We start from the raw sequence: 26,014 nt of genomic DNA, 5'->3' as shown, positions 1-26,014 counted from the left end.
CATGCGCGTGATGGCTCAGATCGCGATGGTGATGAACCTCGACAAGTGCATCGGCTGCCACACCTGCTCGGTCACCTGCAAGCAGACGTGGTCCAACCGCACCGGAGTCGAGTACGCCTGGTTCAACAACGTCGAGACCAAGCCGGGGGTCGGCTACCCCCGCCGGTACGAGGACCAGGAGCAGTGGAAGGGCGGCTGGATGCTCGACAGGCGCGGACGGCTCGTCCTGCGCTCCGGCGGCCGGATGAAGCGGCTCCTGTCCCTGTTCTCCAACCCCGACCTGCCGTCCATCGAGGACTACTACGAGCCGGTCACCTACGACTACGACAACCTGGTCAACGCCCCGGCCCAGAAGGACATCCCCGTCGCCCGGCCGCGCTCGGTCCTCACCGGCAGGCCGACCGCCATCACCTGGGGCGCCAACTGGGAGGACGGCCTCGGCGGTGCCCCCGAGCACGCCGGCGGCGACCCCAACCTCACCGGCGAGTGGGCCGAGAAGGTGAAGTTCGAGTTCGAGCAGACCTTCCTCTTCCACCTGCCCCGCCTGTGCGAGCACTGCCTCAACCCGGCCTGCGTCTCCGCCTGTCCGTCCGGCGCGATGTACAAGCGCGTCGAGGACGGCATCGTCCTCGTCGACCAGGACCGCTGCCGCGGCTGGCGGATGTGCGTGACGGCCTGCCCGTACAAGAAGGTGTACGTCAACCACGCCACCGGCAAGGCCGAGAAGTGCACCTTCTGCTTCCCGCGCGTCGAGGCCGGACAGCCCACCGTCTGCTCCGAGACCTGCGTCGGACGGCTGCGCTACCTCGGACTGCTCCTGTACGACGCCGACCGCGTCGGCGAGGCCGCGGCCACCGCGGACGAGCACGATCTCCTCGACGCCCAACGCGGTGTGTTCCTCGACCCGCACGACCCCGAAATACGCGCCGCGGCACGCGAGTCGGGCATTCCGGAGGACTGGCTGGAGGCGGCCCGCCGCTCACCGGTGTACGACCTGGTCATGCGCTACAAGGTGGCGCTTCCGCTGCATCCGGAGTACCGGACGATGCCGATGGTCTGGTACGTGCCGCCACTGTCCCCCGTCCTCGACGCCGTGGACGCGGCGGGCGGCGATCAGGACGACCCCGACCACGTCTTCGCCGCCGTCACCCGGCTGCGTATCCCGCTGGAGTATCTGGCGGAGCTGTTCACCGCCGGGGACACCGACGTGGTCGCCGGGGTGCTGATGAAGCTCACCGCGCTGCGCTCGTTCATGCGCGAGCGCACCCTCGGCGAGGACGGCGACGAGGCGGTGCTCAAGGCCGTCGGTCTGACCACACGTGAGGCGGAGGACCTGCACCGGCTGCTCGCCGTCGCCAAGTACGCCGACCGGTACGTCGTCCCGGCCGCGCACAAGGAGGACGCCGCCGCGCTGACCGCCATGGAGAACCGCTGCCCGGTCGAGTCGTCGGGCGAGCCGGTCGAGGCCGGTGGCCGCCGCGTGATGCTCGGCATCCCCACCCTGCGCCGCCGTACGACCGAAACCGCCACCGGAGGCCACCCGTGAGCCCGCAGCCCGCATCGATCCCCGCCCTCGTCCGCACCCGAGTCCGGGCAGCCGTACGCCGCCCGGCCCGTCTCACACCCGAGGAGACGGCGGGCCGAGCCCTGATACTGCGGCTCGTGTCGCTGCTCCTGCAGTACCCCGACTCCGAACTGACCGCTGCACGCACGGAGTTGACAGCCGTCGTCAAGGCCCTTCCGGCCACGCCAGGCGCGCGGCACCTGGCCCGGTTCACCGACTGGTTCGCCGACCAGGATCCCGAGGCGCTGGAGCGGCACTACGTCGAGATGTTCGACCTGCGCCGCAAGAGCAGCCTCTACCTCACCTATTACCTGCACGGCGACACCCGCCGCCGCGGCATGGCCCTGCTCACCCTGAACCAGCGGTACAAGGCCACGGGCTGGAACACCGACGGGGGAGAACTGCCCGACCACCTCCCGGTCGTCCTGGAATTCGCCGCCCTTGTGGGCCCGGGGGGTGGCGAGGCTCCGCTGCGCCAGCACCGGCGCGGCCTTGAGCTGATCCACCGGGCGCTGACCGACGCCGACTCCCCCTACCGGCACGTCCTGGCCGCACTGCTCACCCTGCTGCCGCCGCCCACCGAGGCCGACCGCGCGGCGGTGGCCCGGCTCGCCGCCGAGGGCCCGCCCAACGAGGAGGTCGGCCTCGACCCCTACGGCACCTACGGGGACGGCGAGTTCGCGCCGCCGGGCACCTTCGTGCCGCCCGTGCCCGCCGCGCCGACGTATGTGCCACCCGCTGCGACCAACCGTAGGGAAGGCCTCCGATGAACGCCGCACCCGCCTCTCTGGCCGCCGCGTCCACGAGCGGCGCCGACCTCCTGCTGTGGGTCGCCGTTCCCTACATCTGCCTCGCCGTGTTCGTGGTCGGGCACGTCTGGCGCTACCGCCAGGACCAGTTCGGCTGGACCTCCCGCACCACCCAGCTCCTCGAACACCGGTGGCTGCGCTTCGGCAGCCCGCTGTTCCACGTGGGCGCGTTCATGGTGATCGCCGGGCATGTGGTGGGCCTGGCCGTCCCCGACTCATGGACCGAAGCCGTCGGCATCACCGAACACGCGTACCACACCACGGCCGTCTGGGCGGGCTCGGTGGCGGGCGTCGCCATGGTCGCGGGGCTGGGCATGCTCTGCGCCCGCCGCCTGCTGACCCGCCGGATCCGGCTCGGCACCGACCGCAGCGACAAAGTCCTCTTCCCGCTGCTGTCCGCCACCGTCGTGCTGGGCATCACCGCCACCGCCGCCCACAACGTGTTCGGCGCCGGCTACGACTACCGCTCCACCGTCTCCGTCTGGTTCCGCGGCCTGTTCGTCCTCCAGCCGCAGCCCGAGGCGATCGCCGGGGCCCCGCTGCTGTTCCAGCTGCACGCCCTGAGCGCCTTCCTGCTCTTCGCGGCCTGGCCGTTCACCCGGCTGGTGCATGTGTGGAGCGCGCCGATCGGTTATCTGGCCCGTCCGTACCTGGTCTACCGGCGACGCTCCGCCCCGGTCTCTGCCCCGACGACCGGGGGCCGGACCCGGTCGGCCTCCGGCTCCGGGCGAGCCGCATGAGCCACGAACCCGTGCCGGCACCGGACGCGCTGACCGCCCGGCGCCCCCGGGCGGTCGGCACGGGCCGCCGCACGGGATGGGTGATGGTCGTCACCGGCACCGTCGGCTGGCTCGCCTCCTTCCAGCTCACCGTGGACGACTGGCGGCTCCTGCGCGACCCCGCCTACCAGCCGCCGTGCAACATCAGTCCCGTGGTGGGCTGCGGCAGCGTCATGTCGAGCCCGCAGGGCAGCCTGTTCGGCTTCCCCAACATGCTGCTCGGACTGGGCGCCTTCGCCGCCGTGGTCGCCTTGGGCGTCGCCGTGCTCTCGGGTGCGCGCCTGCACCGCCGGCTGTGGCTGGCGCTGAACGCCGGGGCGCTGGCGGCGGTGGCTTTCGTCCACTGGCTGATCCTGCAGTCGCTCTACGTACTCAACAAGCTCTGCCCCTACTGCGCTGTCGTCTGGGTCGTCACCATCGCCCTGTTCTGGTACGTCACCGTGCGCTCCCTGGAAGAGAGGATCATCCCGGTGCCCCGCGGTGTGCTGGAGGTGGTCCGGGACACCCACTGGATGCTCCTCGGCGCCTGGTACGGGGTGATTGCCCTGCTCGTCCTCACCCGCTTCTGGCCCTACTGGAGCGGCCTGCTCTGACCGGCCGGCGGACCCGAGGGCGGTAAGCAATGAACTGGCAGGTTGTGACAGGTGACGGTGGCACAGGCGGCGGGTCGAGCAGGCCGAATCGCGTGCTGGCGCCACGCTCCTGACGCCCTTTAGGATTCGAACAGACAAGCCAGGACTCCTCGGCGTCCAACCAAAGACCTGGCCACGGCCCCCAGCCCCCGGGCCCCCACGACAACCGAACCAGCAGGGAAACCAGGGTCCGCAGTCACGCGAACGGTCCGCAGGCCCCGGTCCCTCGTCCCCGCGGCCGGTTCAAGTTGGGGCGAACTCCCGCACGCCCCAGGGCCCGTGAGGACGATCCGCGCGAGAACCCCGTGCGCTTGGGGAGCCACGCGGGGTTCTCGCGCCGGCGGCCGCCGCCTCTGTCGTCGACCACCGGCGGCGGCCGCCCTCAACGCAGCGCCCACCCTCGCCAGCCGCCCGCAGAACAAGAGCGCCCTGATGGTCGTGGCCCTGCCCGACACCGGAGAGCGCTGTCTCGGCACGGACCTGTTCCACGACGAGTAGGAGCGTCGCGGAGTCCACCCGCCATGACTGACCCACTGGGCCCCGCAATTCGGGACGTTCGGCCCCCGTACCCCACCATCACTCGAAGTTAGGTTCACCTAAGTAGCGCGAACGCAGGCAGAGAGCGAGGCACGACCATGGCATCGACCAACGATCAGGCCCTGCAGCAGAACATCTCCCTTCCCGGCGACGGACTGGACGCCGCCCGCATGCCCGGCCACTGGCTGCTCGCCCGCCTGGGCAAGCGCGTCCTGCGCCCCGGCGGTGTGGAGTTGACCCGGTGGATGCTGGACGCCCTGGGGGTGGATCCGGAAGACCGGGTGGTGGAGCTGGCCGCCGACCTCGGGGCCACCGCCCGGCTGACCCTCACCCGCCGCCCGGCCGCCTACACCGCCGTCGACCGCGACGTCGCCGCCGTGGCCACGCTGAGCACGCTCACCGGCCCCGGCCCGACCGAGGCACGCGCCGTACGGTCGGACGCCGCGGCCACCGGGCTGCCGGACGGTTGCGCCACCGTCGTGTACGGCGAGGCGATGCTGACGATGCAGCCCTGCCCCGCCAAGCGTCGCGTCGTACGGGAAGCACGCCGCCTCCTCGACGGCTCCACCGGCCGCTACGCCCTCCACGAACTGTGCCTGCTGCCCGACGACCTCGACCCGGCCCTCGCCGACCGGATCACCGCGGACCTGCAGGACGCCATCCACGTCGGCGCCCGCCCCCTGACCCCCAGCGACTGGAGCGAGCTCCTCATCACCGAGGGGTTCACCGTCACCGCCCAGAAGACCGCACCGATGGCGCTGCTCGAACCGCGTCGGCTGATCGACGACGAAGGGCTGATCCCCGCCCTGCGCATCGCCGGCCGCGCACTGCGGGATCCTTCCGCCCTACGGCGTGTGCTGCACATGCGCCATGTCTTCCGACGCCACAGCGCTCACCTCGGCGCGATCAGCCTGCTCGCCGTCCCCACCCCGACCCGAGCCTGAGGAGGCACCCCATGCCCGCCACCGTGATCACCGACCTGGCCGCCGAACTGACCGTGCCGGAGGACGGCACCCTCAGCCGCGTTCTGTACCGCGACGACCGCCTGCGCGTGGTCGGCTTCGCCTTCGCCGCCGGCCAGGAACTGACCGAGCACACCTCTGCCCTGCCCGTGGTCATCCAGGTCGTCTCCGGTCGCCTCGACCTCGTCCTGGGCGACGCGAAGACCGAGGCGACACCGGGCAGCTGGATCCACCTGCCCGCACGACTGCCGCACACCGTACGGGCGACCGAGCCCAGCGTCATGCTGCTGACCATGCTCCCCGCCCCGGAACCGTCCGGATCCGGGGTCCCCTCCGCGGCGCGTCACATGGGTCGGTGACCTGGACACGGCAGGTGTGAACCACCGTGAACTGTGCGGCGGAGACACACCGGCGCGCCGATGACCACGACGCCGGCCTCGCGCGTGCTCGCCGGCCGGCCTGAGCCGCGTGGGGCTCGGAAGGAGGGCGCCATGGATCCCCAACTGGGCTCGGCCTCCGGCGAGGTACTGGTGTCGCTGGGCCGGGCGGCCGCCTCATCTCGCCCGGCGCGCGGCACCTGCGTGGGACCCGGGCAGTAGGGCCGACCGGCCCTACCGTCACCTCGCTTTACCCTGTTGTCTCATCCCATGTCCGGAATTGACTGCAGGTCCACGCCTCACATCACGGAACACCCTGTCGGTGAAACCACTGTCGTGGAGCTGCGTGGCGAGATCGACATCCTCACCGCGCCGCCCCTGGCGGCCCGCCTGGACACCCTGACCGCCGACCCGCGCCCCGATCTGGTGCTGGACCTGCGCTCCACGGCCTTCATCGACTGCACCGGCCTGGGAGTCCTGTGCCGGGCACGGAACCGAACCGAGGCACAGTACGGACGGTTGAGGCTGGTCACCGACAGCGCCGGCTTCCGGCGGATCCTGCGCGCCGTGGGCCTGGCGGGTGTCTTCGAGCTCCACTCCCACCTGAGCGGGGCTCTGGCCGGTACGTCCGCGACCGTCGTCGCGAACTGATGCAAGGGCACACCGTGCGGTACGTCACCCCGTGCATCGACACTCGAATGAAGCGCACCCCAGGTCTGCGCACTGCTGCTGAGCTCCGCGCGCCCCTCCTTTCGGGACCCCCCATGGGGCCGATGCGCCCGAGTCGGTGGGGCCGTTCGGCCCCTCTTCGCCCAGGGCCGCGGAACCTCGCCGAAACCTGGCCCGGTGCCTGATACACAAGACGGAGCCGCCCTCCTTGGATGCGGCCCCTTCCCCCTCATCAGCCCTGTCCGGGAGGCTCCATGCTGTCCGCAGAATCCGCCGCCGTGGTCCGTGCCACCCTGCCCGCCGTGGCCGGAGCACTCGACGAGATCACGACACGCTTCTACGGCACGATGTTCCGCGACCGGCCTGAGCTGCTCGACGGGATGTTCAACCGCGGCAATCAGGCCAGCGGAGCCCAGCGCCGCGCGCTGGCCGGCTCGATCGCCGGGTTCGCGACTGCGATGCTCGAGACGCCGGGCACGCGCCCGGACGTCCTGCTGGATCGGATCGCGCACAAACACGCCGCCGTCGGGGTCACCGACGACCAGTACACGATCGTGCACAAGTACCTCTTCGGCGCGATAGCCGAGGTGCTCGGCGACGCGGTCACCCCGGAGGTGGCGGCCGCCTGGGACGAGGTGTACTGGCTGATGGCCGGTGCCCTGATCGGCCGGGAGGCCCGTCTGTACCAGGACGCGGGGGTGGAGCCCGGCCAGATCTGGCGGCCGTGGACGGTCGTCGAGCGCCGGACCGAGACTCCGAACGTGGTGTCCTTTCTGCTCCGCCCGGCCGACGGACAGCCGGCGCCACAGGCGCGGGCTGGCCAGTACGTCAGCGTGCGCCTGCGCATGCCCGATGGAGTACACCAGCTGCGCCAGTACAGCCTGTCCTCCGACCCGGGCGGGGAGCTGCGGCGCATCACCGTCAAGCGGATCTCCGGGGCGTCCGGAGCACCGGACGGCGAAGTCTCCAACCTGCTGCACGAGCACGTTCACGAGGGCGACGACCTGACGCTCTCCGCTCCCTTCGGCGACGTCTTCCTCGACGACCCGGCCGATGCCACCACTCCGGTCGTCCTGGTCTCCGCGGGCATCGGCGGCACCCCGATGACCAGCATCCTGGCCCACCTCGCCGCCCTCGGTTCCGCCCGCCCGGTGCTGGTCCTGCACGCCGACCGGTCGCCCGCCGACCACGCCCTGCGCACGGAGACGACCGAGTTGGCCGGGCAACTGCCGCACGCCCACGCGGTCTTCTGGTACGAGCAGCCCGGCCCGGAGGAGCCCGGCGCCCGCGCGGGCCTGATGAACCTCGAGGGCATCGAACTGCCCAAAGGCGCCACGGTGTTCCTGTGCGGCCCGCTGCCGTTCATGCGCGACGTCCGCGCACAGCTGCTGCGCGCCCGAGTTCCGGCACAGCGCATCCGCTACGAGGTCTTCGGCCCCGACCTGTGGCTGCCCGGCCCGGCGGCCTGACCGTCGGACGTCCCACCGCACTTCCTGGAGAGGAACCGACATGACCGGCAATGCCACCCGGACCACCACTCCCAGCGTGTTGGTGCGTGCGGACGGCGAGGTGGACGAGGAGACCCTGGCGTACGCCCGCACGAAGATCGACGCCATCGTCGATCGGCCCGGGCTGCCCCTCGTCACCGGCGAAGTGCGGATCGCAAAAGCGGCCGCTCACCACGCGGACCGTCCATGGTCGGCCGCGGTGACCCTGCGCGTCGGACGGCGTGAGGTCGTCGTGCTCGCCGAAGGGGCCACCGACCGTGAAGTCGTCGACCAGCTCCAGGACCGGCTGCGCCGTCGGACCGACAAGGCGACCCGCGCCGGCCACCACGGCCACCGGACGGCGGCCCCGCCATGGCGCGGCGGCCCCCGGTAGTCGGCCTCCTGCCGAAAGCAGCGGCCCGACGGTGGACTCTCCCCCGGCCTGACTCTGCGGTGAGCACTGGCCCGGCCGGTGACTGTCCACCGACCAGGCTTCTGCGAGGCAGCGGGATCGCGGCGCTCGCCACGGCCACGTTCCTGCATCAGTCAGTCGTCGTCTCCTTCTGATGACAGCGCGCGCAGGCCATTGCCGTGGAAGACCAACGCCCGCCCGGCGCCGGGCGCGGTTCCTCAAGGGTGGCGACCCGGCCGTCCCGCGCACTTGTCTCCTCCCGAGCGGGCGAAGCGGGCGCACAGGTCGTCCTGGCCGGCCGCCAGGACGTTGACGGCGAAGCGGCTCACCCGCTCCATGTGCGGCCAGCTGGTGGAGGAGGTGGCCACGAAGAAGCCCGCCCTCACGAGTTCTCCCGATCCGCGGCTGCCAGGCTTTCCCGGGCCCAGGACACGGCCTGTCCGACGCCCGTCGACTGGTCCACGGGGGAGCCCCAGAAGCGGGATGCCGCCTCGGAGGCGGGAAGGCGCCCGCCCCCGACGAAGGCCAGGCCGCGGCATCGGCTCGCCAGGGCCGGAATGACTAGGCTTTCCGGGCCAGTCCGGCGGCGATGAGGTGTTCCCAGACCGTGAGTTCTCGTCTGTCGCCCCTCCCCCACGCGTTGTCGGTCTCGTCGGGACGCCACAGGGACGCGGGGACGACCCCGGGGTCGAGAATCTCCAGGCCGTCCAGCAGGGAGGCGATTTCCGCGTCCGTGCGCCACCGACCGCGGCCGAACGTCCGCTGGAGGACCTTCTCGGCTTCCGCGGTCTCCGGGTTGTTGCCGGAGCGGAAGTGGCTGACGAAGAAGTAGCTTCCGGAGGGGACGTGGTCGCGCCAGTAGCGGACGATGCCGGCCGGGTCCTCGTCATCGTTGACGTGGTGGAGGATGGCGCTGAGGATGACGGCCACGGGACGAGTGAAGTCGATGAGGTCGACGGTGTCGGGGTGCGTGCGGATGCCTTCGGGGTCGCGTACGTCGACCGCGACGACGCGGGTCCGGTCGTTGTTCTCCAGCAGCGCGCGGCCGTGGACCAACACCTGGGGGTCGATGTCCACGTAGACGACCCGGGACTCGGGAGCGTGCCGCTGCGCGACCTGGTGGACGTTGTCGGCGGTCGGCAGGCCACTGCCCAGGTCGATGAACTGCCGGATACCGGTGGTCTTCGCGATCTCCCTGACCGCCCGGGTCAGGGCCGCGCGGTTGGCGAAGGCGATGGCCACGGAACCGGGCAGGTCGCGCTTGAACACGTCCCCGATCTTCCGGTCCACGGCGTAGTTGTCCTTGCCGCCGAGCAGGTAGTCGTAGACACGGGCGATGCTGGGTTCGGCCGGGTCGATGGAGGAGCCCTCGTTCGTCACGGTTGCCATTCTTCACCGCAACGGCGCCTGCGCACCCTGGTTTTGGGGTCCTTCCAGCCGGTCGGTGCGGTGCGGTGCGGTGCGAGGACACGGATGCCAGGGTTCGGCATCCCTCGGTCCGGCCCGCGGTGCCGGTGTTCTGCCGCTGCACGCCGACTGAGGCGGTGCCCTTCTTCAGGAAGCCGGCCTCGTCCACGATCAGCACGCCATTGCCGGCACGGGGGTGTCCGGGGACGCAGCCCGCGGCTCCACCGGCTTGTCAGCCACGGCCGTTCGGCCGCACGACGCGCCCACGCCCAGGTGACACCGCTCGCCGCGCTCCGACCGCCGCGCCGGGGGAACCGGAAGAGGTCGCCGTGCCGTCGATCGCCGTCAATGGGGCAGACATCCACTACGAGCTGCGGGGCACCGGCCCATCGGTGATGTTCGTCTCCGGCGCGGCCGGTGACGCCGGACATTTCGAACGCGTCGCGGACCTGCTCGCCGACGAGTTCACCGTGCTCACCTACCACCGGCGAGGCAACTCGCGCAGTGTCCGTCCCGACGGCTGGGAGACGACGTCGGTGGCCGAGCAGGCCGACGACGCCGCGGCGCTTCTCTCCGGGCTCGGGCTCGCTCCCGCCGCCGTGTACGGCAACAGCTACGGGGCGATCTTCGCCCTCGACCTGTTCCTCCGCCGGCCTGGCGTTGTCCGCCGCGCGGTACTGCGCGCGGCGCCGGAAGAGATCGCGGTCACCGGCAAGGACTCGGTGAAGCTGCGCGCCGGCACCAGCTGGACCGGCTCCCTGACGGCGAAGGCGGCCCTGTACACCGGCGAGAAGACGTCCGGCACCCTCACCGGAACCGACCAGTCCGACTTCTCGGCGAGCCGGCACACCAACGACGCGGTCGTGAAGCACCGGATCCACGTCCCCGAGGGTGCCGCCTTCACCCGCGTGGCCATCACCTCCGCCGACCACCTTCCCGGCAGCGACATCGACCTCTACGCCTTCGACACGGCCGGAAACCACGTCGGCCGCTGGCCCGGCATCCGCTCCGACGAACACGTGGACCTGCCGCCCGGCGACTACGACGTGTACGTCGTCCAATACCAACTCCCGACGGGCGCGACCAGCCAGCAGTACACCCTGTGGAGCTGGGAGGTCGGCCCGGGCACCCCGGCGGTGACCCCCACGGTCGCCCCGGCCACCCAGAAGGTCACCGCCGGCGACCGCACCGAGGTGACGGTGACGTGGGGTTCGGCCGCGACACGCGGCGAACGGTACGTCGGCGTCGTGGAGTTCGGGGACGGCTCGACGGTGGTGGGGCGGACGGCGCTGGCGGTGACGCCGTAAGGAAACACGGCCCCAACCCATAACCGAACAGCGGCTCCTGGACGTCCTGTGCCGACGGTGTTGATCGGCACAGGACGTTGTCGTCCCCGCCGGTCACCTCAGAGCCGCGGTCTCTCGGTCACACCCCACGCCGGCTGTGAGCAGGGTGGTGTCGCTCACCAGCACTTCGTACGGCGGTGTCGTCACGGCGTGGCTCCGTCTCCGGCGTAGAGGTAGCCGCCGGGGTTGGCGGGGTCCGCGATCAGCAGTACCTGGTCGCCGGTGCGGGGGATGCGCAGCTTCGACACGATGGTCTGGAGCGTGATCGGGTCGGCGGTGACCTCGGTCAGCTGGAGGACCAGGCCGACGACCGGGTCGAAGTTGACCAGCTTGCCGGTGTCGCTGATCGACACGACGACGGCGGGGGTGGTCGGTACGCCCATGGCGAGCAACTGCCGCACGGTGGCCCCGGACTTGGCCGCGCCGAGCGACTGCTGGAGCTTGGCGTAGTCCTCGCTGCCGAGCGTCGCGCGGGTCATGCGGCCGTAGAAACCCTTGCCGCCGGCGATCTGCTCCACGATCTCGGCGGTCTTCTCCTCGCGGCTCTTGCCCTTGCCGAAGATTCCCATGGTGTGACTGCCCTTCCGGTCCGTTCTGCCTGGTGGTGTGGACGTTAGGAGGCGGGCAGCGCCTACCGATCCCAGGTTCGACCGTCAGTTCGCCCAGGACGTACGCTCTGCCCATGCCGTCCCCGAGCCAGCCGTCGACCGGCGGGCGCCGTCCGCGCGCCATGGTCATCGATGGGGCTTGGCGCGGCCTCGGGCCGGGCCCCCGGGCGCTGAGCGGGCCCGGGGGCGCACCGCTGACCCGGACGGTCAAGCTGATCGTGCTGCCACTGATCGTCCGGCCCGCGCTGCGTCCGGACCTCGCCGCCGACTTCCTCGGCGCGCGGGAGGCGGAGCAACTCGACGCGCTGATACGGGAGTCCGGTGCCGTTCTGGAGGCGACGGCGCAGTGGTTCACGCTGTTGAAGAAGACCCGCCGGGCACTGGGGATCGTGGCGGGCAACCCCCAGGACCTGTATTTCCAGCGGTGCTTCGAGCTGGCGACCGAGCACGGGGCGCCGGGGCCCGGCGCGGACGCGGTGGCCAGGGCGGTGCTGGAGGACGTCGTGGACGCTTCCGGCGGACGGACGGTGGAGGCACTGAAGGAGCATCTGGCGGACGCCGCCCGGCGCGCCCGGCTCGACGCCGAGCTGGCGGCTGCGTGGGACGGACGTGAAGCGCTACCGGACGCCGCCGATACCGGCCTGGCGGCGGAGGTCCTCGAAGCCTGCGGTACGGCGGGGGCCGACGCGCCGGCCTTCGCCGCCATGGTCCGGGCCGGGCACGGCAGCCTGCTCGGGCAAGCCCTGTGGGCGGCAGCGCACCCGGACGACGTCTGGGGCCGCGCCGACATACCTCCGCACCTCGGACTGACCGCGCACCGCGTGCCCCCGCGCCCCGAGGTCGGCCGGAGCGCCTCGACCGCCACCCTCCCCGCGCCGTTCGACCGCACGCTCTTCGAGCGGCTCTTCACCGTGCTCCAGGCGTCGACCCACCGCGCGCAGCTGCCGCCCGTGCCGGAGCTCGTCCGGCAGGAAGTCGGCCGCAGCTGCGCCCCGCTGGGCCTGCACGACGAGAGCCTGCGCGTCGCTATCGTGCTCGGCGGCCGACTCGCGGTGGGGCTCGATCCGCTGGGCTCCGGAGCCTCCGTGGCGGGGTCGACGGCGGCACACCGCATAGTCAACAGCCGCTGGCGGCGGGAGGCTTCGGTCCTGCGAGCCCGCAGGATGACCGTCTCCCCCCACCCCGACCCGGACGGCGGTGTGCTGAACGCCCTCGCCCAGGATCTGCGCACCCCGTGGGCCGCGTACATGCGGCGCCTTTGGGTACGGCTGCACGGGCGCGATGTCCGCGACGCGGCACTGCCCGACACGGCATCGGCCTGGGGCGTGCTCGACGGGGTCGCCCGCTCGGTGATGATGGACCACCGCGCACGCGTCCGTACGGCGTTGCGCACCCTGTCGGTGACCGCCGCGCCCTCCGAGCCCGCCGCACCCGTCGCGACCGTCGCCGAGATGAGGAGCGCGTGATGCCCGAGCAGCGCTGGGCCGTCACGCGAGCCGAGGACGGCACCGTACGCATCGCGGGACCCTCCGCCGGTCCCGCCTTCACCCGGGCCGTTCTCGATGTCGCGGGCGCTGTGCTGACCTGGCCCGTCCTCGGCCCGACAGGTCTGCCGGCAGCGGAGATCCACGACGTTGGGCAGGCCCAGCAGTGGCTGTGGGCGGTCTACGGCGAGGGCACCGCCGCCGCTGTCGACGCCCTCGCGTCGGGAGCTCCGGCCACCGAGGTGACGCTGCCCGAGCGGCCGACCGCCCTCGCCGAGGCTGCCGCCCGCCTCGCCCTCGGGCACTGGGCGGCCCGCTGGTGGCCGGCGTCGCACCTGGACGGCATTCCCCCGCTCGAACCGGCCCTGCTGAGCCTGGAGTTGGCCGCACTGACCCACGAATGCCAGCAGCTCCTGGAGGAGTCGGGGGAGGTGGAGGGGATCGAGCTCCTGGAGGAGCACATGGCCGCGCTCGATCCGCTGATCCGTTGGCAGGAGTCGGCGGACCCGCCTCGCCAACTGGACCGCGTCCTGAGGCTGATCGACGACGCGGCCGACAACTCCGGGCTGGACGGGGAGGCAGTGCGGCGGCTCCGGTCGGCCCTGGAACAGGACCATCACAGGCCGACCGCCGCGCCGCTGGACCTCGCCGAACTCTTCGTAAGGCAGCGGGAGTTCGCCCTCGCAGCAGGCAGTCCCGGCACCGAGACCGGCCGCGTGATCGTCCGGGGCTCGGGGACCAACGACTGGCGCCGCTATCCCCCCGGCTTCGTCGACGCGGCCGAGGACGCCGTGTCCTGGACGGCATACGCGCTCGGCGCCGGGCGGCGGATCGAGGTCGAGGTCGTCGCCGACATCGCGGCCCCCGCAGGCGGGGTGCACCTCGCGGCGGAGGTCCACGTGGACGGACGCCCGCCCAGCCGCGTTCCGCTGGCCAGGCGGGACGACGTATGGTCCGGCCGGGCGGACCTGGACATCCCGGCCTCGACCACACCGGGCATCGAAGTCGGCGTCCTGCTACCGGGGTTCGACCCGGGACCGGGTGCCGATGAGCGTGCGGCACGTGAGGCGGTACGCGCTCTGGCCCGGCACCGGCTGAGCGACGCGGCGGCACAACCAGCCCCGTTCCTCGCCGAGATCGCGGCTGCCGCTGCTGGGGAGGAGGAGTTCTAGGCCATGCCGAAAGACGCGGGGGCCCCGGAGGACGCGGCGGAGCAGGAAGAGCAGGCGGCGGGGCTCAGCTACGGCGAGCCCTTCGACAGCGGCTTCGCGCTAGCCGAACGCCATCAACTCACCCCGGATCTCCCGGCAGCGCTGGCCATCTACGGCGAACTCCTCGCCGTGGCCGAGTCGTTCGAGGACTCCCCCGACGTACGGCTTCTGCACGGGCACCTGTTGTCCGACATCGGGACGGTTCAGCTCGCGGCCACGGATCTGCCCGGGGCAGCCCTGTCCATCGGACGCTCCCTCGATCTGGTGCGGGGCATCGCGTCCGTGCCGATGGGACCGAATGGCCGCCGGCTGTGGCTGGAGATCCTGCTCAAGACACTGCTGGCCAGGGTCGAACTGCTGCGCAGGACGGGGCAGTTGGACGAGGCGCAGGAGGTGATGGACGAGGCGACGGCTTTGCTGCCGGAGTTCGACGATGTCGAGGGGCTGCGCACGGCCGAGGTCGGCCTGAGCCGGGTGCATCTGCTGATGGACCGCAGCGCGTGGGGCGCGGCCGAGGAACTGGCCGTGGCGCTGCTGGCCGACGCACCGCCGACCGAGCCGTATCTGCTGGACTGTCTGGGGGTCGTCTGCGCCTCGACCGTGCGGTTCGAGCAGGCGGAGGACTACTTCGCCCGCGCGGAGGAGGCCCATGTGGCACGGGGTCACCACGCGGGGCGCCAACAGGTGGTCTCCCACCGGGCGTACGCGGCGCTGCGGGCCGGTGATCTGGACCGCGCGGAGGAGTTGTTCGCGGAGGCCGCCGAGCTCTTCGAACGGCAGGGCCAGGCCGAGGACTTGGCGGTCTGCGAGCAGGCCCGTGCCGCCATCGCCGCTCACCGCGGGGACGCGACCGGCGCCGCCGCTCTCACGGCGTCCAGCCTGGCCCGCTTCCAGCAGGTCGGTGCCGCGATCGCCGCCGCCGACACCATGCTGATGGGTGCCCGGCACGCGTACGAGCGGGGCGACATCGACGAGTTGAAGCGGCTCGCCCAGGGTGCGCGGGACGTGTACCAGGAGCGCGGGGTGTACGAGCGGTGCGCCCAGGTGGACCTGATGCTCGCGCACGCCCTTGAGGACAACCTGAACCGGACCGACCACGGCGACCACGAACGCACCTCGCTCGCCAACGCGCTCTCCCTCGCCCTGCCCGCCGCTCTGGCGCTCGAAGCGGCCCGCTACGACTTCGCCACCGCCCACGCCCGCAGCCAGTGGCTCCAACTGGCCGACGAGGCCATGCAGTTGGTCTTCCGTCTGGCTCTCCGCGGCAACGACCAGGGGCTGATCTTCGAGTTGGTGGAACACCGGTGCGCGGGCGCCTCCCTGGCGTTGAGCCGCACACCCACCGGCGACAAGACAGTGGCGGTCTTCCCGGACGCCGCCATGAAGACGTACTCCCCCGACGGCGACGCTCCCCTGACGCTGGGCGGTGTCGCGGCCGAGGCCGCCGCCTCCGTCGGCCTGCGGGTGGCACCGCCGCCGAAGATCGTGATGTCGGCGGAGGCGGGCGGCCGTGCCGCGCTCCAGGAGTACGTCCAGGCAGCCGAGTTCCGCTATCACCGGCGGATCGTGAGCGAGGAAGAGGTGCCGTTCTGTCCGCCGACGCTCTGAGAGATCCGAAACGTCCGGTGGTCCAGGTGCGCCTCGCCGACGCCGGTGACCTGCACATGACCTGGACATGGGTCCGTGGGGCGCAGGGTTTCGGCACCGGGTACGCGCCGGGGCCGGACGTGGACGGGGCCGTCCGCGCGCTGGCCGCCGAACTGCCGGGCGGCGGCACGGAAGGCATGCGGCGTGTGTTCGAGTCCGGCGCGCTGGCCACGTACGCGGAAGAGCGCCGCCTCTCGCGCAGGCTGGCCGAGGTGCTGTGGCCGCCGGGCCTGACCGACCAGATCCGCCAGGTCTCCGCCCACCTGGGCCGTCCGCTGATGCGGCTCCAGCCGTCGCCCCGGGTCGCCCAGGTCCCGTGGGAGCTGCTCGCCGTGGACGGTGACGACAGCGACGTACGACTGATCGACCTGGTGGACATCGCCACCACGGCACCGGCGTCGCTACGACGGGCCGGCGCCACCCCGACCGGTCAGGACCCGGACTCGAACTCTGACCCGGCCCCGGACTCGGATGCCGTGGTGCTCGTCCTGGACCCGCGCGTCCCCGGTTTCCGTGCCGACTCCCCGCTCGGCTCGGTCCTGGGGCAGCCCGGCTCGGACCCGGCACTGCTGGACCTCGTACAGCGCAGGCTCGACGCGGGCACCGTCGTGCCGTCCGTCGCCGCCCCCGTCGAGGCCTTCCGCCGTACCGATCTCGACCGTGACTGGCTGGGCGAGGCGCTGCGCAAGGGTGCCCGTCGCCTGCTGTATGTCGGTCACGTCAGCGGCGCCCCCGTCGAGGGCGGGCAGAGCGAGGACGTCACCCTCCACCTGTGCTGCGGCCCCGAGACCGCGGGGATGGCCCAACCGGTGCGCACCCACCGGCCGTTGTCCGCCAAGGACCTTCTCTTGGGCACGCTCCCGCTGCGCGCGGACGGCGTGCCGGGTGCCCGGCTGTGGCCCGCACCGCCGCGCGTCGCGCTGATCGCCTGCGAGAGCGGCGGTGATCTCCGCTTCGCGGAGTCCTTCGGCCTGGCGACGACGATGATCCACAACGGCGCCCATCTGGTCACCGCCACCCGCTGGGTGCTCCCCACCAGCTTCGCCTTCCACCGCCTGGCCGGTCTGCCGGAATCCGTACGGCCGCTCACCGAAGCCGTGATCGCCGTGGACGCGGCCCACGAGGACCCCGACCCGGTCCGCCGTCTCGGCGCCTGGCAGCGACAGCGGCTCGATCAGTGGCGCTCCGAGGGCCGGATCGAGCACTCACCCCTCCTCTGGGCGGCCCTGACCTGCATTGTCAGGTGAAGGGCCAGGGGTGGCGGAGGCAGTAGCCGCCCACTGCGATCGCGGCGGTACCGGTGACCAGCAGGGTGGCGATGAACCTGATGTTCCAGGCGCGCTCGCGGCGTTCGTGGTCGGGGTCGGCGGTGAGGAGGGACGGGTCGGCGGGCGCGTAGCGGAGGGGGATGTCACGGCCGAGGGACCGGGCGACGTCCCGGATGCCCTGCGAGCACAGCGCGGTGACCCCCACGCCCTCGTGGGTGGTGAAGGCGACGACGCAGGCGTGGCTGACGCTCTCGCCGCCTTCGCCGTCGGAGTGGACGTCCCTGGTGACGGCGACCACCCGCCCCTGGACGGTGACGCCCTCGGCCAGTTGAGCGGCGCGGGCGCGGACGTACTCGCTGTCCCGGCTCAGCGCGACGACGAGGAGCAGCAGGCCACCGACGCAGATCAGCCCCCACTGCCAGCCCCACGCGAAGAACGACTGGACGACCAGTCCCAACACCAGCAGGATCACCATGCAGTTCGGCCCGCCGACCCCGGAGGTCCGCCCCTCGCTGTCCAGCATGAGATGGAAGCGTTCCGGCCGCCGCCGTGGAAACCGGACCGGGAACTCCTGCCCCACCCAGGCCACTTGCACCCGGTCGCCCCGCTTGTTCTCGTGCCGCAGCCTGAACTCCCGCCCGGTGCCGGGGTCCTGGTACACGATCGTCACCGGTATCCCGTGCTTCGCCGACTCACCGTGTCCCGGCGGATCCACCTCCACGACCCGAGCCGTCACCCACACCGCCCGCTGCGGCCGGGTCAGCCCGGCCAGCGAACACACATAGCCCACCAACGCCAGCCCCGCGGGCACCGTCCACCACAGCCCGAGCATCTTCTGCAGGTCCATGCGGCGAGGCTCTCGCCGCCGGGAGGGCTACCGATCCCAGGTTCGGTTCAGGCCAGCCGTCTCTTTCGTGAACCCAGCCATCGAGCGCTCCCCGCTCGAAGTCCACGAACGGCCCAAGCTCTTCGGCGTAGGCCGACGCGTCCTCGATGCCGTCGGGCAGCTCGTAGACGTACTGGAGGCCGCCGCGCCCAGTCCGGATCGACAGCGACGCCGACAGCTCACCGTGCGCCGCCTCCAGTTCGGTCACCCCACCCCCATGGTCGGTGCAGCTGCAATGGCACCCTGCCGCCTCGACGACCGCCCAGGCCGGCGTCCCGCGGCGGTTCGGGTCGAGATCGAGGACGGCCACGACCACCATGACCGGTGGTGTCGTCACTTCTCCTCCGGGCTCGTCCGTGCTCCGGCGTGCGGTGGGCGCCGGGGCCGGGTCCGTCGGGGAAGCGGCCCCCTTCGGGCGCGCCGCGGGACCGACCGGGCGCGGGGCGGCGGTCGGTCCCTGGGCTCACCTGGTGTCGCTGGTGTCCGTCGTGTCGGCGATCGCGGCGCGGCCGGCCTCCAGGCGGGCCGCCGGGAGGCGGAAGGGCGAGCAGGAGACGTAGTCCAGTCCGGCGCGGTGGAAGAAGTGGATGGACTGCGGGTCGCCGCCGTGCTCGCCGCACACGCCGGTCTCCAGGTGGGGGTCGACCTCGCGGGCCGCCGTGACGGCGAACTGCACCAGCCTGCCCACGCCTTCCTGGTCGATCGTCTCGAACGGTGACGTCTCGAAGATGCCCTTCTCCAGGTAGAGGGGGAAGAAGGACGCCTCCGCGTCGTCCCGGGACAGTCCCCAGGTCGTCTGCGTCAGGTCGTTCGTGCCGAAGGAGAAGAAGTCGGCGGCCTTGGCGATACGGGCCGCGGTGAGCGCGGCGCGCGGCAGTTCGATCATGGTGCCGATGGGGAGGTCCAGCGGGGTGCCGGTCTCGGCGGCGACCTCGGCGAGGACGCGTTCCGTCTCGGCGCGGGCCAGGCGCAGTTCCTCGACCGTGCCGACCAGCGGGATCATGATCTCGGCGTGCGGTTGTCCGCCGGCGCGCAGGCGCCCGACCACGGCCTCGGCGATCGCCCGTACCTGCATGGCCATCAGGCCGGGAACAGCCAGGCCCAGGCGGACCCCGCGCAGGCCCAGCATCGGGTTCTGCTCGTGCATCCGCTCCACGGCGTCGAGCAGCTGCCGGTCGTGGAGGTCGGGGTGGGTGGCACCGGCCAGGCGGACGGCGAGTTCGGTGCGGTCGGGCAGGAACTCGTGCAGCGGCGGGTCGATGAGGCGGATGGTCACGGGCAGCCCGTCCATCGCCTGAAGGATGCCGGTGAAGTCCGTGCGCTGCAGGGGCAGCAGCGCGGCCAGGGCCTGTGCGCGTGCCGTGTCGTCACGGGCCAGGATCATCGCCTCGACCAGCGCCCTGCGCTCGCCGAGGAACATGTGCTCGGTGCGGCACAGTCCGATGCCCTGAGCGCCCAACGCCCGTGCGCGTACGGCGTCCTCTGGTGTGTCGGCGTTGGCCCGCACCTCAAGGCGGCGTACCGAGTCGGCGTGCGCCAGTGCGCCGAGCACCGCCTCGGTGAGCGCTCCGGTACCGGTGCCGCGCTCCAGGGCCCGGCCCACGTCGGACGCGGTCAGCGGCAGTGCGCCCAGGTGGACGGTGCCGGCGGTGCCGTCGACGGAGACGGTGTCGCCCTCACGGACCACCGTGCCCGTGGAGGTGGTGAACCGGCGGGCGGCGGGGTCGACGGTCAGTTCCTCCGCGTCGCACACGCAGACCTTGCCCATGCCGCGTGCGACCACGGCCGCGTGGCTGGTCTTGCCGCCCCGGCTGGTCAGCACCGCCTGGGCGGCGATCATGCCGGGCAGGTCGTCGGGGGTCGTCTCCCGGCGGACCAGGACCGTGGGTTCGCCGGCAGCGGCACGCCGTACGGCCTCGGCGGAGTCGAAGACTACGGCTCCAACGGCCGCGCCCGGTGAGGCCGGGACTCCGTGGGCGAGGGGCTGGTCGGTGGCCTTGACGTCGAAGCGGGGGAACATCAGCCGGGTGAGTTCGGCGCCGCTGACGCGGGTCAGGGCCTCGTCGGCGGTGACGGTCCCCTCCTCGCGCAGATCGTGGGCGATACGGAAGGCTGCCTCGGCGGTGCGCTTGCCGACGCGGGTCTGGAGGATCCACAGCCGGCCGCGCTCGACGGTGAACTCGACGTCGCACAGGTCCCGGTAGTGGGCCTCCAACGTGCGCAGGTGGTCGCCGAGTTCGACGTACGCGCGGGGGTCGAGGGCCTTCAGCTCGCTCAGCGGCAGCGCGTCGCGGACGCCCGCGACGACGTCCTCGCCCTGGGCGTCGGGCAGGTAGTCGCCGTACATCCCGCGCTCGCCGGTGGCCGGGTCGCGGGTGAAGGCGACGCCGGTGCCGGAGTCGTCGCCGAGGTTGCCGAAGACCATCGCCTGGATGTTGACGGCGGTGCCGAGGTCGTCGGGGATGTGCTCGCGGCGGCGGTAGACGCGGGCGCGTTCGCCGTTCCAGGAGTCGAAGACGGCGCGGATGGCGCGGGCGAGCTGCTCGGCCGGGTCCTGCGGGAAGTCCTCGCCGGTCTCCTTGCGGACGATGTCCTTGAACTCCTCGGTGAGCAGGACGAGTTCACCGGTGTCGAGCTCGTGGTCGGTGGCCGCGCCGCGCCTGGCCCGGTGCGCGGCGATGGCCGCCTCGAAGAGGTCCCCGTCGACGCCCATGACCGTACGGCCGAACATCTGGACGAGCCGCCGGTAGGAGTCCCAGGCGGCGCGCTCCTGCCCGGAGGCCTTGGCGAGCCCGGTGACGGACTCGTCGTTGAGGCCGATGTCGAGGATCGTCTCCATCATCCCGGGCATCGAGAAGCGGGCCCCCGAGCGCACCGAGACCAGCAGGGGGTCCTCCGGTGCGCCGAGAGTGCGTCCCATGGCGCGCTCCAGTCCGGCCAGGGCGTGGGCGGCCTCGACGCCGAGTTCGGGCGGCTCCTGGCCGGTCGCGAGGTAGACCTTGCAGGCTTCGGTGGTGACCGTGAAGCCGGGTGGCACGGGCAGTCCGAGCCCGGTCATCTCGGCCAGCCCGGCTCCCTTGCCGCCGAGCAGCGCGGCCATCGTCCGGCTGCCCTCGGCGAACTCGTACACGTACTTCGTCGGCTTGCTCATGGTGGCTTCAGACCTCTCACTCGTGTCAGTCGTGGGGTACGACGGCCACGGGGCAGCCGGCGTGGTGGATGACGGCGTGGGTGACGGGGCCGGTGCGAGCGAGTGCCGGGGGCACGGCCGCGCGGCGGCCGACGACCAGCAGGCTCGCCGCGGACGCGGCCCGGATCAGGGGTGGGGCGGGCCGGCCCCTGACGAGGGTCTCGACGACCTCGACGCCGGGGTACTTGTCGCGCCAGACCTTCAGGACCGCGTCCAGGAAGCCGCCCCACTCCTCGGCGCGGTGCGGTTCCCGCACCAGGGCGATCTCTCCGGGACCGAGGGTGAACGGGCCGGGTGGCTGCCAGGCGTGGAGCACCCTCAGGCGCGCCCCGCGCAGCCGGGCGGCCTCGAAGGCGAACTCGATCACCTCGTCGCACGGGTCTCCCAGGTCGAGACCCAGCACCACGTCCCGGTGACCGGTCCGCGCGGAGTCCGTTGCGTCCGCGGCGAGAAGGCGATGGTCGGCCGCGGGACGGTCGTCGGCCGGAAGGTGATCGTCGGGCGGAAGGTGATCGTCGGGCGCCCGGACGAGGACGACGGGCCGCACGCTGCGGGCCACCACCCCGAGGGCGACCGAGCCCACCAGCAGCCCGGTGAAGCCGCTCAGGCCGCGCGAGCCCAGCACCAGCAGGTCGGCCTGCCCGCCCGCCCGCAGCAGGGCGGCGGTCGCGGGGCCCTCGACCTGCTCGTCGCGGAGGGCGACGGTGGGACAGGCGCGGCGGATACGGTCCTCCGCGTGCCGCAGTGCACGGCGCGCCAGGTGCCGCTGGGCGGCGTTGGCCGGCTCGCCCTCCCGGCGCGGGTGCCAGTTCCAGGCGTGAACCAGCCGCAGCGGCCGCTCACGCCGTACGGCCTCGTGGGCGGCCCATTCGGCCGCGGCGAGGCTCTCGGGCGATCCGTCCACTCCTGCGATGACGGGGCGAAGCATGGTGCGCACCTCCTGCGCTCTGCGCTCGATCCGCTTCTCACCGCCAGCGTCGCGCCGGGCGCCGCCGCCGGGTATGGGCCGCCAGGGCTTCGACCGGGTCCGTTCGGCCCCCTGTGCCGAGGCGGCCCGCCCGGTCAGGGTGGAGACCCCTCTTCCGGAAGGCGGCCGAGCATGGAACGAGTGATCACCACCCGTGCGGACGGCACGGTCCACGGCCGCGCCGCGATGGACTGGGCGGCCCGAGAGGCCGGGCGGCGCCGACTGGCGCTGCGGCTGACACACCTGGCGCCACCGGGGCCCACGGACACGGCGCAGTCCGCGTCGTACGACGTCCTGGTGGCCGAACTGGCCGCGCGGCACCCGTCGTTGACGATCCGGAGCGTGCCCGTCACCGATCGGGCCGCCGCCGCTCGGGACTCGCTCACCGAGCGGACGGAGATGCTCGTCCTCGGTCCCGGCGCCGAGGAGGCCGTGGCCTCGGCGGTCGCCTGTCCGCTGGTGCTGGTGCCCGCGACGTTCGCCTCCCCCGCGTGGACGGGCGGTCCGGTGTCGGTGCGGGTCGATCCCGGTGATCCGGCGGTCGACGTCCTCGCGTTCGCCTTCGAGTCCGCCCGGCTGCGCGGGGTACGGCTGCACGCGCTGCACACCTGGGCGCTGCCCGCGCGGGCGGCCGCCTCCCCCTTCCCGGTCCTGGAGGAGGACCGGGCCACCTGGGAGGACCAGGAGGTGCAGCGGTTGTCCGACGCGCTGCGCCCCTGGCGGGCCAAGTACCCGGACGTCGACGTGCTGGAGGACGTCGTGCTGTTCACCCCGTCCGAGGCCCTCCTGCACGCCTCGGAACGGGCCGGGCTGGTGGTGGTCGGCCGGCGGGAAGCATCCACGGCGCTGCCGCGGCGCTCCCACTGCCCGATCGCCGTCCTGCCGGTCCCGTGAGCGGCGTCAGGGGGCGGACCGGCCCCCCGGGTGGGGTCGTTCGGCCCCTGTGTGGCCCTCCGCGCGCACTCCACCGTGGGAGCCATGAGGGCACGAGCGAGCATCGCCGTGATCGGCGTCGGCAACGAGTTCCGGCGTGACGACGGCGTCGGCTGGGCCGTCGTGGCCCGGCTCCGGGAGCGGGCCGGCGAACGGCCGCTGCCGCCGGACACCGTGCTCGCCACCTGTGACGGCGACCCGGGGCGGCTGATCGGACTCTGGGATGGTGCCGCTCTGGCCGTGGTCGTGGACGCCGCCCACGCCCATCCGGGCACACCCGGCCGCGTCCACCGCCTCGCACTCGACTCCGGCCGCCTCGCCCCGCCGTCGGCGACCAGCTCGCACGGTCTGGGCCTGGGAGAGGCGGTCGAACTCGCCCGGGCCCTGGACCGGCTGCCCCATCACCTCGTCGTCTACGCCGTGGAGGGCGCCGACAGCTCGTTCGGCACCGGCCTGTCACCCGGCGTCGCTGCCGCGGTGCCCGAGGTCGCCGCGGCGGTCGAGGACGAGCTCGCCCGGCACCACGACCCGACGGCCGGGGAGCGGTCATGACCGTGCGGCACTTCCATGTCGAAGGCATCGTGCAGGGCGTGGGGTTCAGGCCCTTCGTCTACCGCACCGCGGTCGCGCTCGGGCTGGACGGCTGGGTGGCCAACGTCAACGGGCACGTCGAGGGCGAGGTCGCCGGACCGCCCGGGGCCGTCGAGACGTTCGCCGCCCGCCTGCGCGACGACGCCCCGGCCCTCGCCCTGGTGCGCCGGGTACGGCTGACGGACGGTGTGCGCCGCGTGGAGCACGCCCCCGGCTTCCGGGTACGGCACAGTCCGGCCGGCCACCCCGACACGGCCGTCCGCGAGATCCCGCCCGACGCCGCGATCTGCGCCGCCTGCCTGCGTGACCTGCGCGACCCCGGTGACCGCCGGTACCGCTATCCCTTCGTCAACTGCACGGACTGCGGCCCCCGCGCCACGATCATCGAGGATCTCCCCTACGACCGGATCCGTACGACCATGCGCCGCTTCCCGATGTGCGCGGACTGCTCGGCCGAGTACGCCGATCCGGGCGACCGCCGCTTCCACGCCGAGCCCGTGGCCTGTCCCGTCTGCGGCCCGCGCCTGGCCTGGGACGACCTGCGCGGCGAGGAGGCGCTGGGCGCGGCGGTCAAGACCGTCGCCGGCGGCGGGATCGTCGCGCTCAAGGGCCTCGGCGGCTACCAGCTGGTGTGCGACGCGGGCGATCCACGGGCCGTGGCCGAGCTGCGGCGCCGCAAGCGGCGTCCGGTGAAACCGTTCGTGGTGATGGTGGCGGACGTGGGATGCGCGGCCCGCCTGGCGCGGATCTCGGCCACGGAGCTGGCAGCCCTCACCTCCACGGAGCGACCCGTGGTGCTGCTCGCCCGCCGCCGCAGGCACGGTGCGCCCGCTCTGGCGCCCGAGGTGCATCCCGGCCTGCGGCGGGTCGGGCTGCTCCTGCCGACCACGGGCCTGCACCACCTCCTCCTCGACGAGCTGGCGCGTCCCCTCGTGGTGACCAGCGGCAACCTCAGTGACGAACCGATCGCCATCGCCGACGACACCGCCCGGCGGGCCCTGGCCCGGGTCGCGGACGGCTTCCTCACGCACGACCGGCCGATCCGTTCCCGCTACGACGACTCCGTGGTGCAGTTCGCAGGCCGCACCCGGATCACCCTCCGCCGGGCCCGAGGTCTCGCCCCCGCCCCGCTCCCGCTCGCCGTGGAAGAACCGGTGGCGGGGGTCGGTGCCCATCTGAAGCACACGTTCACCCTGGCCGCCGACGGCCGGGCCCACCTCGGTCCGCACACCGGCGACCTGGCGGGCCTCGCGTCCTTCGAGGCGTTCCAGGCGTCGTACGACCACCTGAGCCGACTCACCGGCATCACCCCTCGGGTGCTGGCACACGACCCGCACCCCGACTACCTGTCCACGCAGTGGGCGATGCGCCAGCCGTTGCCCCGCATGGCCGTGCAGCACCACCACGCGCACGTGGCCGCCTGTGCGGCCGAGCACGGGGTCCGCGGACCGTTCCTGGGCGTCGCCTACGACGGTCTGGGCCTGGGCGACGACGGCACCCTGTGGGGAGGCGAGATCCTCGTCGCCGGCCTGACCGGCTACCGCCGTGTGGGCAGGTTCTCGACCGCGCCCCTGCCCGGCGGCGACGCGGCGGTACGCCATCCCTCCCGCACCGCTCTCGGCCATCTGTTCGGCGCCGAGACGCTGGGCTCCCCGCGCCCCTACCCCTGGCTGACCGGGCCCTTCGTCGAACGGCTCGACCCGTCCGAGGTCGCCGTCGTCCGCGCCATGATCGCCCGGGACGTCAACTGCCCGCGCGCGTCGAGTGCCGGGCGGCTGTTCGACACCGTCGCCGCACTGCTCGGGCTGGCCGACCGCGTCTCCTACGAGGGCGAGGCGGCCGTACTGCTCGAAGCGGCGGCGGGCGACGAGCACGCGGTCCCGCTCGCCCACCGCCTGATCCGTGCGAACGGGCTGTGGGTGTACGACTCGACGCCCACTCTCGCCGACCTGCTGGAGCGGCGGCTGAGCGGGGAGCCGACGGCCCGGCTCGCCGCCGCCTTCCACCTGACCCTCGCCGCCGTCACCGCCGACCTAGTCGCCCGAGCCGTCGCCGACGGCGCACCGCACACGGTGTGCCTGGGCGGCGGCTGCTTCGTCAACCGCCGGCTGCTGACCGAGGTGAAGCGCCGCCTGCACGCCCAGGGGCTGCGGGTGCTGGTGGGCGGGCAGGTCCCGGTCGGGGACGGCGGCATCAGCTACGGCCAGGCGGCGGTCGCCTCCGCGCGCCTCGCCGGGAAGGGGTGATC

General features: G+C 72.7%; 23 protein-coding genes and 1 pseudogene. 17 read left to right on the top strand and 7 right to left on the bottom strand.

Annotation, left to right across the window (positions count from 1 at the left end):
• Position 1 precedes the first annotated feature (1 nt).
• The 9 genes from narH to K4B79_RS29765 all read left to right on the top strand — a co-directional run bounded on the left by narH (position 2) and on the right by K4B79_RS29765 (position 8,210).
• Positions 2 to 1,546, top strand: coding sequence for a nitrate reductase subunit beta (gene narH / locus K4B79_RS29805; protein WP_232030175.1), 1,545 nt, complete (start codon positions 2 to 4; stop codon positions 1,544 to 1,546).
• On the top strand, positions 1,543 to 2,334 hold the full coding sequence (narJ, locus tag K4B79_RS29800; protein ID WP_232030173.1) for a nitrate reductase molybdenum cofactor assembly chaperone: 792 nt from the start codon (positions 1,543 to 1,545) through the stop codon (positions 2,332 to 2,334). The genes narH and narJ overlap by 4 nt, the downstream gene beginning before the upstream one ends.
• On the top strand, positions 2,331 to 3,113 hold the full coding sequence (narI, locus tag K4B79_RS29795) for a respiratory nitrate reductase subunit gamma (protein ID WP_232030171.1): 783 nt from the start codon (positions 2,331 to 2,333) through the stop codon (positions 3,111 to 3,113). Before narJ ends, narI begins: the two co-directional genes overlap by 4 nt.
• On the top strand, positions 3,110 to 3,745 hold the full coding sequence (locus tag K4B79_RS29790) for a vitamin K epoxide reductase family protein (RefSeq protein WP_232030169.1): 636 nt from the start codon (positions 3,110 to 3,112) through the stop codon (positions 3,743 to 3,745). Before narI ends, K4B79_RS29790 begins: the two co-directional genes overlap by 4 nt.
• Before the next feature lie 674 nt (positions 3,746 to 4,419).
• On the top strand, positions 4,420 to 5,265 hold the full coding sequence (locus tag K4B79_RS29785) for a class I SAM-dependent methyltransferase (RefSeq protein ID WP_232030167.1): 846 nt from the start codon (positions 4,420 to 4,422) through the stop codon (positions 5,263 to 5,265).
• Between the two features lie 11 nt (positions 5,266 to 5,276).
• Entirely contained in the window at positions 5,277 to 5,642 is a 366-nt protein-coding gene (locus K4B79_RS29780) for a cupin domain-containing protein (RefSeq protein ID WP_232030161.1), read from the top strand.
• A 288-nt stretch (positions 5,643 to 5,930) separates the two neighbouring features.
• The gene (locus tag K4B79_RS29775) at positions 5,931 to 6,311 is read left to right on the top strand and encodes an STAS domain-containing protein (RefSeq protein WP_232030160.1); all 381 of its coding nucleotides are present in this window, start codon (positions 5,931 to 5,933) and stop codon (positions 6,309 to 6,311) included.
• Between the two features lie 272 nt (positions 6,312 to 6,583).
• Positions 6,584 to 7,798: a globin domain-containing protein gene (locus tag K4B79_RS29770; RefSeq protein ID WP_232030159.1), complete on the top strand. Its 1,215-nt coding sequence runs from the start codon at positions 6,584 to 6,586 to the stop codon at positions 7,796 to 7,798.
• Positions 7,799 to 7,838: 40 nt separating this feature from the next.
• On the top strand, positions 7,839 to 8,210 hold the full coding sequence (locus K4B79_RS29765) for a hypothetical protein (protein ID WP_232030158.1): 372 nt from the start codon (positions 7,839 to 7,841) through the stop codon (positions 8,208 to 8,210).
• A gap of 236 nt (positions 8,211 to 8,446) precedes the next feature.
• On the opposite strand, the gene K4B79_RS29760 is transcribed toward K4B79_RS29765, so the two are convergent.
• From K4B79_RS29760 to K4B79_RS29750, 3 genes and pseudogenes are all read right to left on the bottom strand, one after another.
• Positions 8,447 to 8,614 carry a flavin reductase family protein gene (locus K4B79_RS29760; RefSeq protein ID WP_232030157.1) on the bottom strand — a complete coding sequence of 56 codons (168 nt, stop codon included), beginning with the start codon at positions 8,612 to 8,614 and terminating at the stop codon, positions 8,447 to 8,449.
• Positions 8,615 to 8,789: 175 nt separating this feature from the next.
• Positions 8,790 to 9,617 (bottom strand): SAM-dependent methyltransferase, encoded by an 828-nt coding sequence (locus K4B79_RS29755; RefSeq protein WP_232030156.1) that lies wholly within the window; start codon positions 9,615 to 9,617, stop codon positions 8,790 to 8,792.
• Positions 9,618 to 9,711: 94 nt separating this feature from the next.
• Positions 9,712 to 9,816, bottom strand: a pseudogene (locus tag K4B79_RS29750) (transposase); the annotation flags it as partial.
• Between the two features lie 148 nt (positions 9,817 to 9,964).
• On the opposite strand from K4B79_RS29750, the gene K4B79_RS29745 reads away from it, so the two are divergent.
• Complete coding sequence (locus tag K4B79_RS29745) at positions 9,965 to 10,942, top strand: alpha/beta fold hydrolase (RefSeq protein ID WP_232030155.1); 978 nt, start codon at positions 9,965 to 9,967, stop codon at positions 10,940 to 10,942.
• A gap of 182 nt (positions 10,943 to 11,124) precedes the next feature.
• Here K4B79_RS29745 and K4B79_RS29740 read toward each other — a convergent pair whose 3' ends face one another.
• On the bottom strand, positions 11,125 to 11,550 hold the full coding sequence (locus K4B79_RS29740; RefSeq protein WP_232030154.1) for a hypothetical protein: 426 nt from the start codon (positions 11,548 to 11,550) through the stop codon (positions 11,125 to 11,127).
• A 113-nt stretch (positions 11,551 to 11,663) separates the two neighbouring features.
• Between K4B79_RS29740 and K4B79_RS29735 the strand changes: the two genes are divergently transcribed.
• Genes K4B79_RS29735 through K4B79_RS29720 form a run of 4 tightly spaced genes read left to right on the top strand, consistent with a single transcriptional unit; the run spans position 11,664 to position 17,178 of the window.
• Positions 11,664 to 13,055: a hypothetical protein gene (locus K4B79_RS29735; protein ID WP_232030152.1), complete on the top strand. Its 1,392-nt coding sequence runs from the start codon at positions 11,664 to 11,666 to the stop codon at positions 13,053 to 13,055.
• Positions 13,055 to 14,245, top strand: a complete 1,191-nt coding sequence (locus tag K4B79_RS29730; RefSeq protein WP_232030150.1) for a hypothetical protein — start codon at positions 13,055 to 13,057, stop codon at positions 14,243 to 14,245. The genes K4B79_RS29735 and K4B79_RS29730 overlap by 1 nt, the downstream gene beginning before the upstream one ends.
• A gap of 3 nt (positions 14,246 to 14,248) precedes the next feature.
• Positions 14,249 to 15,892, top strand: a complete 1,644-nt coding sequence (locus tag K4B79_RS29725) for a hypothetical protein (protein WP_232030148.1) — start codon at positions 14,249 to 14,251, stop codon at positions 15,890 to 15,892.
• A gap of 17 nt (positions 15,893 to 15,909) precedes the next feature.
• Positions 15,910 to 17,178 carry a CHAT domain-containing protein gene (locus K4B79_RS29720; protein WP_232030147.1) on the top strand — a complete coding sequence of 423 codons (1,269 nt, stop codon included), beginning with the start codon at positions 15,910 to 15,912 and terminating at the stop codon, positions 17,176 to 17,178.
• On the opposite strand, the gene K4B79_RS29715 is transcribed toward K4B79_RS29720, so the two are convergent.
• From K4B79_RS29715 to K4B79_RS29705, 3 genes are all read right to left on the bottom strand, one after another.
• The gene (locus K4B79_RS29715; protein ID WP_232030140.1) at positions 17,171 to 18,046 is read right to left on the bottom strand and encodes a DUF3592 domain-containing protein; all 876 of its coding nucleotides are present in this window, start codon (positions 18,044 to 18,046) and stop codon (positions 17,171 to 17,173) included. The genes K4B79_RS29720 and K4B79_RS29715 overlap by 8 nt on opposite strands.
• A gap of 502 nt (positions 18,047 to 18,548) precedes the next feature.
• Positions 18,549 to 21,236, bottom strand: a complete 2,688-nt coding sequence (gene ppdK / locus K4B79_RS29710) for a pyruvate, phosphate dikinase (RefSeq protein WP_232030139.1) — start codon at positions 21,234 to 21,236, stop codon at positions 18,549 to 18,551.
• A gap of 25 nt (positions 21,237 to 21,261) precedes the next feature.
• Entirely contained in the window at positions 21,262 to 22,203 is a 942-nt protein-coding gene (locus K4B79_RS29705) for a universal stress protein (protein ID WP_232030138.1), read from the bottom strand.
• Between the two features lie 171 nt (positions 22,204 to 22,374).
• Between K4B79_RS29705 and K4B79_RS29700 the strand changes: the two genes are divergently transcribed.
• The 3 genes from K4B79_RS29700 (at position 22,375) to hypF (ending at position 26,012) form a co-directional block, all read left to right on the top strand.
• On the top strand, positions 22,375 to 23,136 hold the full coding sequence (locus K4B79_RS29700) for a universal stress protein (RefSeq protein WP_232030136.1): 762 nt from the start codon (positions 22,375 to 22,377) through the stop codon (positions 23,134 to 23,136).
• A gap of 84 nt (positions 23,137 to 23,220) precedes the next feature.
• Positions 23,221 to 23,727: a hydrogenase maturation protease gene (locus K4B79_RS29695; RefSeq protein WP_232030134.1), complete on the top strand. Its 507-nt coding sequence runs from the start codon at positions 23,221 to 23,223 to the stop codon at positions 23,725 to 23,727.
• Positions 23,724 to 26,012, top strand: coding sequence for a carbamoyltransferase HypF (gene hypF / locus K4B79_RS29690; RefSeq protein WP_232030132.1), 2,289 nt, complete (start codon positions 23,724 to 23,726; stop codon positions 26,010 to 26,012). The genes K4B79_RS29695 and hypF overlap by 4 nt, the downstream gene beginning before the upstream one ends.
• Positions 26,013 to 26,014 lie beyond the last annotated feature (2 nt).

Origin of the sequence: Streptomyces lincolnensis (assembly GCF_021173675.1) — a bacterium.
GTDB classification, from domain to species: Bacteria; Actinomycetota; Actinomycetes; order Streptomycetales; family Streptomycetaceae; genus Streptomyces; species Streptomyces lincolnensis_B.
The sequence above is the reverse complement of the archived record's forward strand: the minus strand, read 5'-3'. Positions and strand labels throughout refer to the sequence as shown.

Bases quoted from the DNA above. Each gene is read 5' to 3' on its own strand.
- hypF (WP_232030132.1), top strand. From the start codon at position 23,724: ATGACCGTGCGGCACTTCCATGTCGAAGGCATCGTGCAGGGCGTGGGG.
- K4B79_RS29765 (WP_232030158.1), top strand. From the start codon at position 7,839: ATGACCGGCAATGCCACCCGGACCACCACTCCCAGCGTGTTGGTGCGT.
- K4B79_RS29790 (WP_232030169.1), top strand. From the start codon at position 3,110: ATGAGCCACGAACCCGTGCCGGCACCGGACGCGCTGACCGCCCGGCGC.
- K4B79_RS29695 (WP_232030134.1), top strand. From the start codon at position 23,221: ATGAGGGCACGAGCGAGCATCGCCGTGATCGGCGTCGGCAACGAGTTC.
- K4B79_RS29725 (WP_232030148.1), top strand. From the start codon at position 14,249: ATGCCGAAAGACGCGGGGGCCCCGGAGGACGCGGCGGAGCAGGAAGAG.
- K4B79_RS29705 (WP_232030138.1), bottom strand. From the start codon at position 22,203: ATGCTTCGCCCCGTCATCGCAGGAGTGGACGGATCGCCCGAGAGCCTC.
- K4B79_RS29770 (WP_232030159.1), top strand. From the start codon at position 6,584: ATGCTGTCCGCAGAATCCGCCGCCGTGGTCCGTGCCACCCTGCCCGCC.
- K4B79_RS29700 (WP_232030136.1), top strand. From the start codon at position 22,375: ATGGAACGAGTGATCACCACCCGTGCGGACGGCACGGTCCACGGCCGC.
- K4B79_RS29735 (WP_232030152.1), top strand. From the start codon at position 11,664: ATGCCGTCCCCGAGCCAGCCGTCGACCGGCGGGCGCCGTCCGCGCGCC.
- K4B79_RS29775 (WP_232030160.1), top strand. From the start codon at position 5,931: ATGTCCGGAATTGACTGCAGGTCCACGCCTCACATCACGGAACACCCT.
- K4B79_RS29730 (WP_232030150.1), top strand. From the start codon at position 13,055: ATGCCCGAGCAGCGCTGGGCCGTCACGCGAGCCGAGGACGGCACCGTA.
- K4B79_RS29785 (WP_232030167.1), top strand. From the start codon at position 4,420: ATGGCATCGACCAACGATCAGGCCCTGCAGCAGAACATCTCCCTTCCC.
- K4B79_RS29715 (WP_232030140.1), bottom strand. From the start codon at position 18,046: ATGGACCTGCAGAAGATGCTCGGGCTGTGGTGGACGGTGCCCGCGGGG.
- K4B79_RS29755 (WP_232030156.1), bottom strand. From the start codon at position 9,617: ATGGCAACCGTGACGAACGAGGGCTCCTCCATCGACCCGGCCGAACCC.
- K4B79_RS29780 (WP_232030161.1), top strand. From the start codon at position 5,277: ATGCCCGCCACCGTGATCACCGACCTGGCCGCCGAACTGACCGTGCCG.
- ppdK (WP_232030139.1), bottom strand. From the start codon at position 21,236: ATGAGCAAGCCGACGAAGTACGTGTACGAGTTCGCCGAGGGCAGCCGG.
- K4B79_RS29740 (WP_232030154.1), bottom strand. From the start codon at position 11,550: ATGGGAATCTTCGGCAAGGGCAAGAGCCGCGAGGAGAAGACCGCCGAG.
- narH (WP_232030175.1), top strand. From the start codon at position 2: ATGCGCGTGATGGCTCAGATCGCGATGGTGATGAACCTCGACAAGTGC.
- narI (WP_232030171.1), top strand. From the start codon at position 2,331: ATGAACGCCGCACCCGCCTCTCTGGCCGCCGCGTCCACGAGCGGCGCC.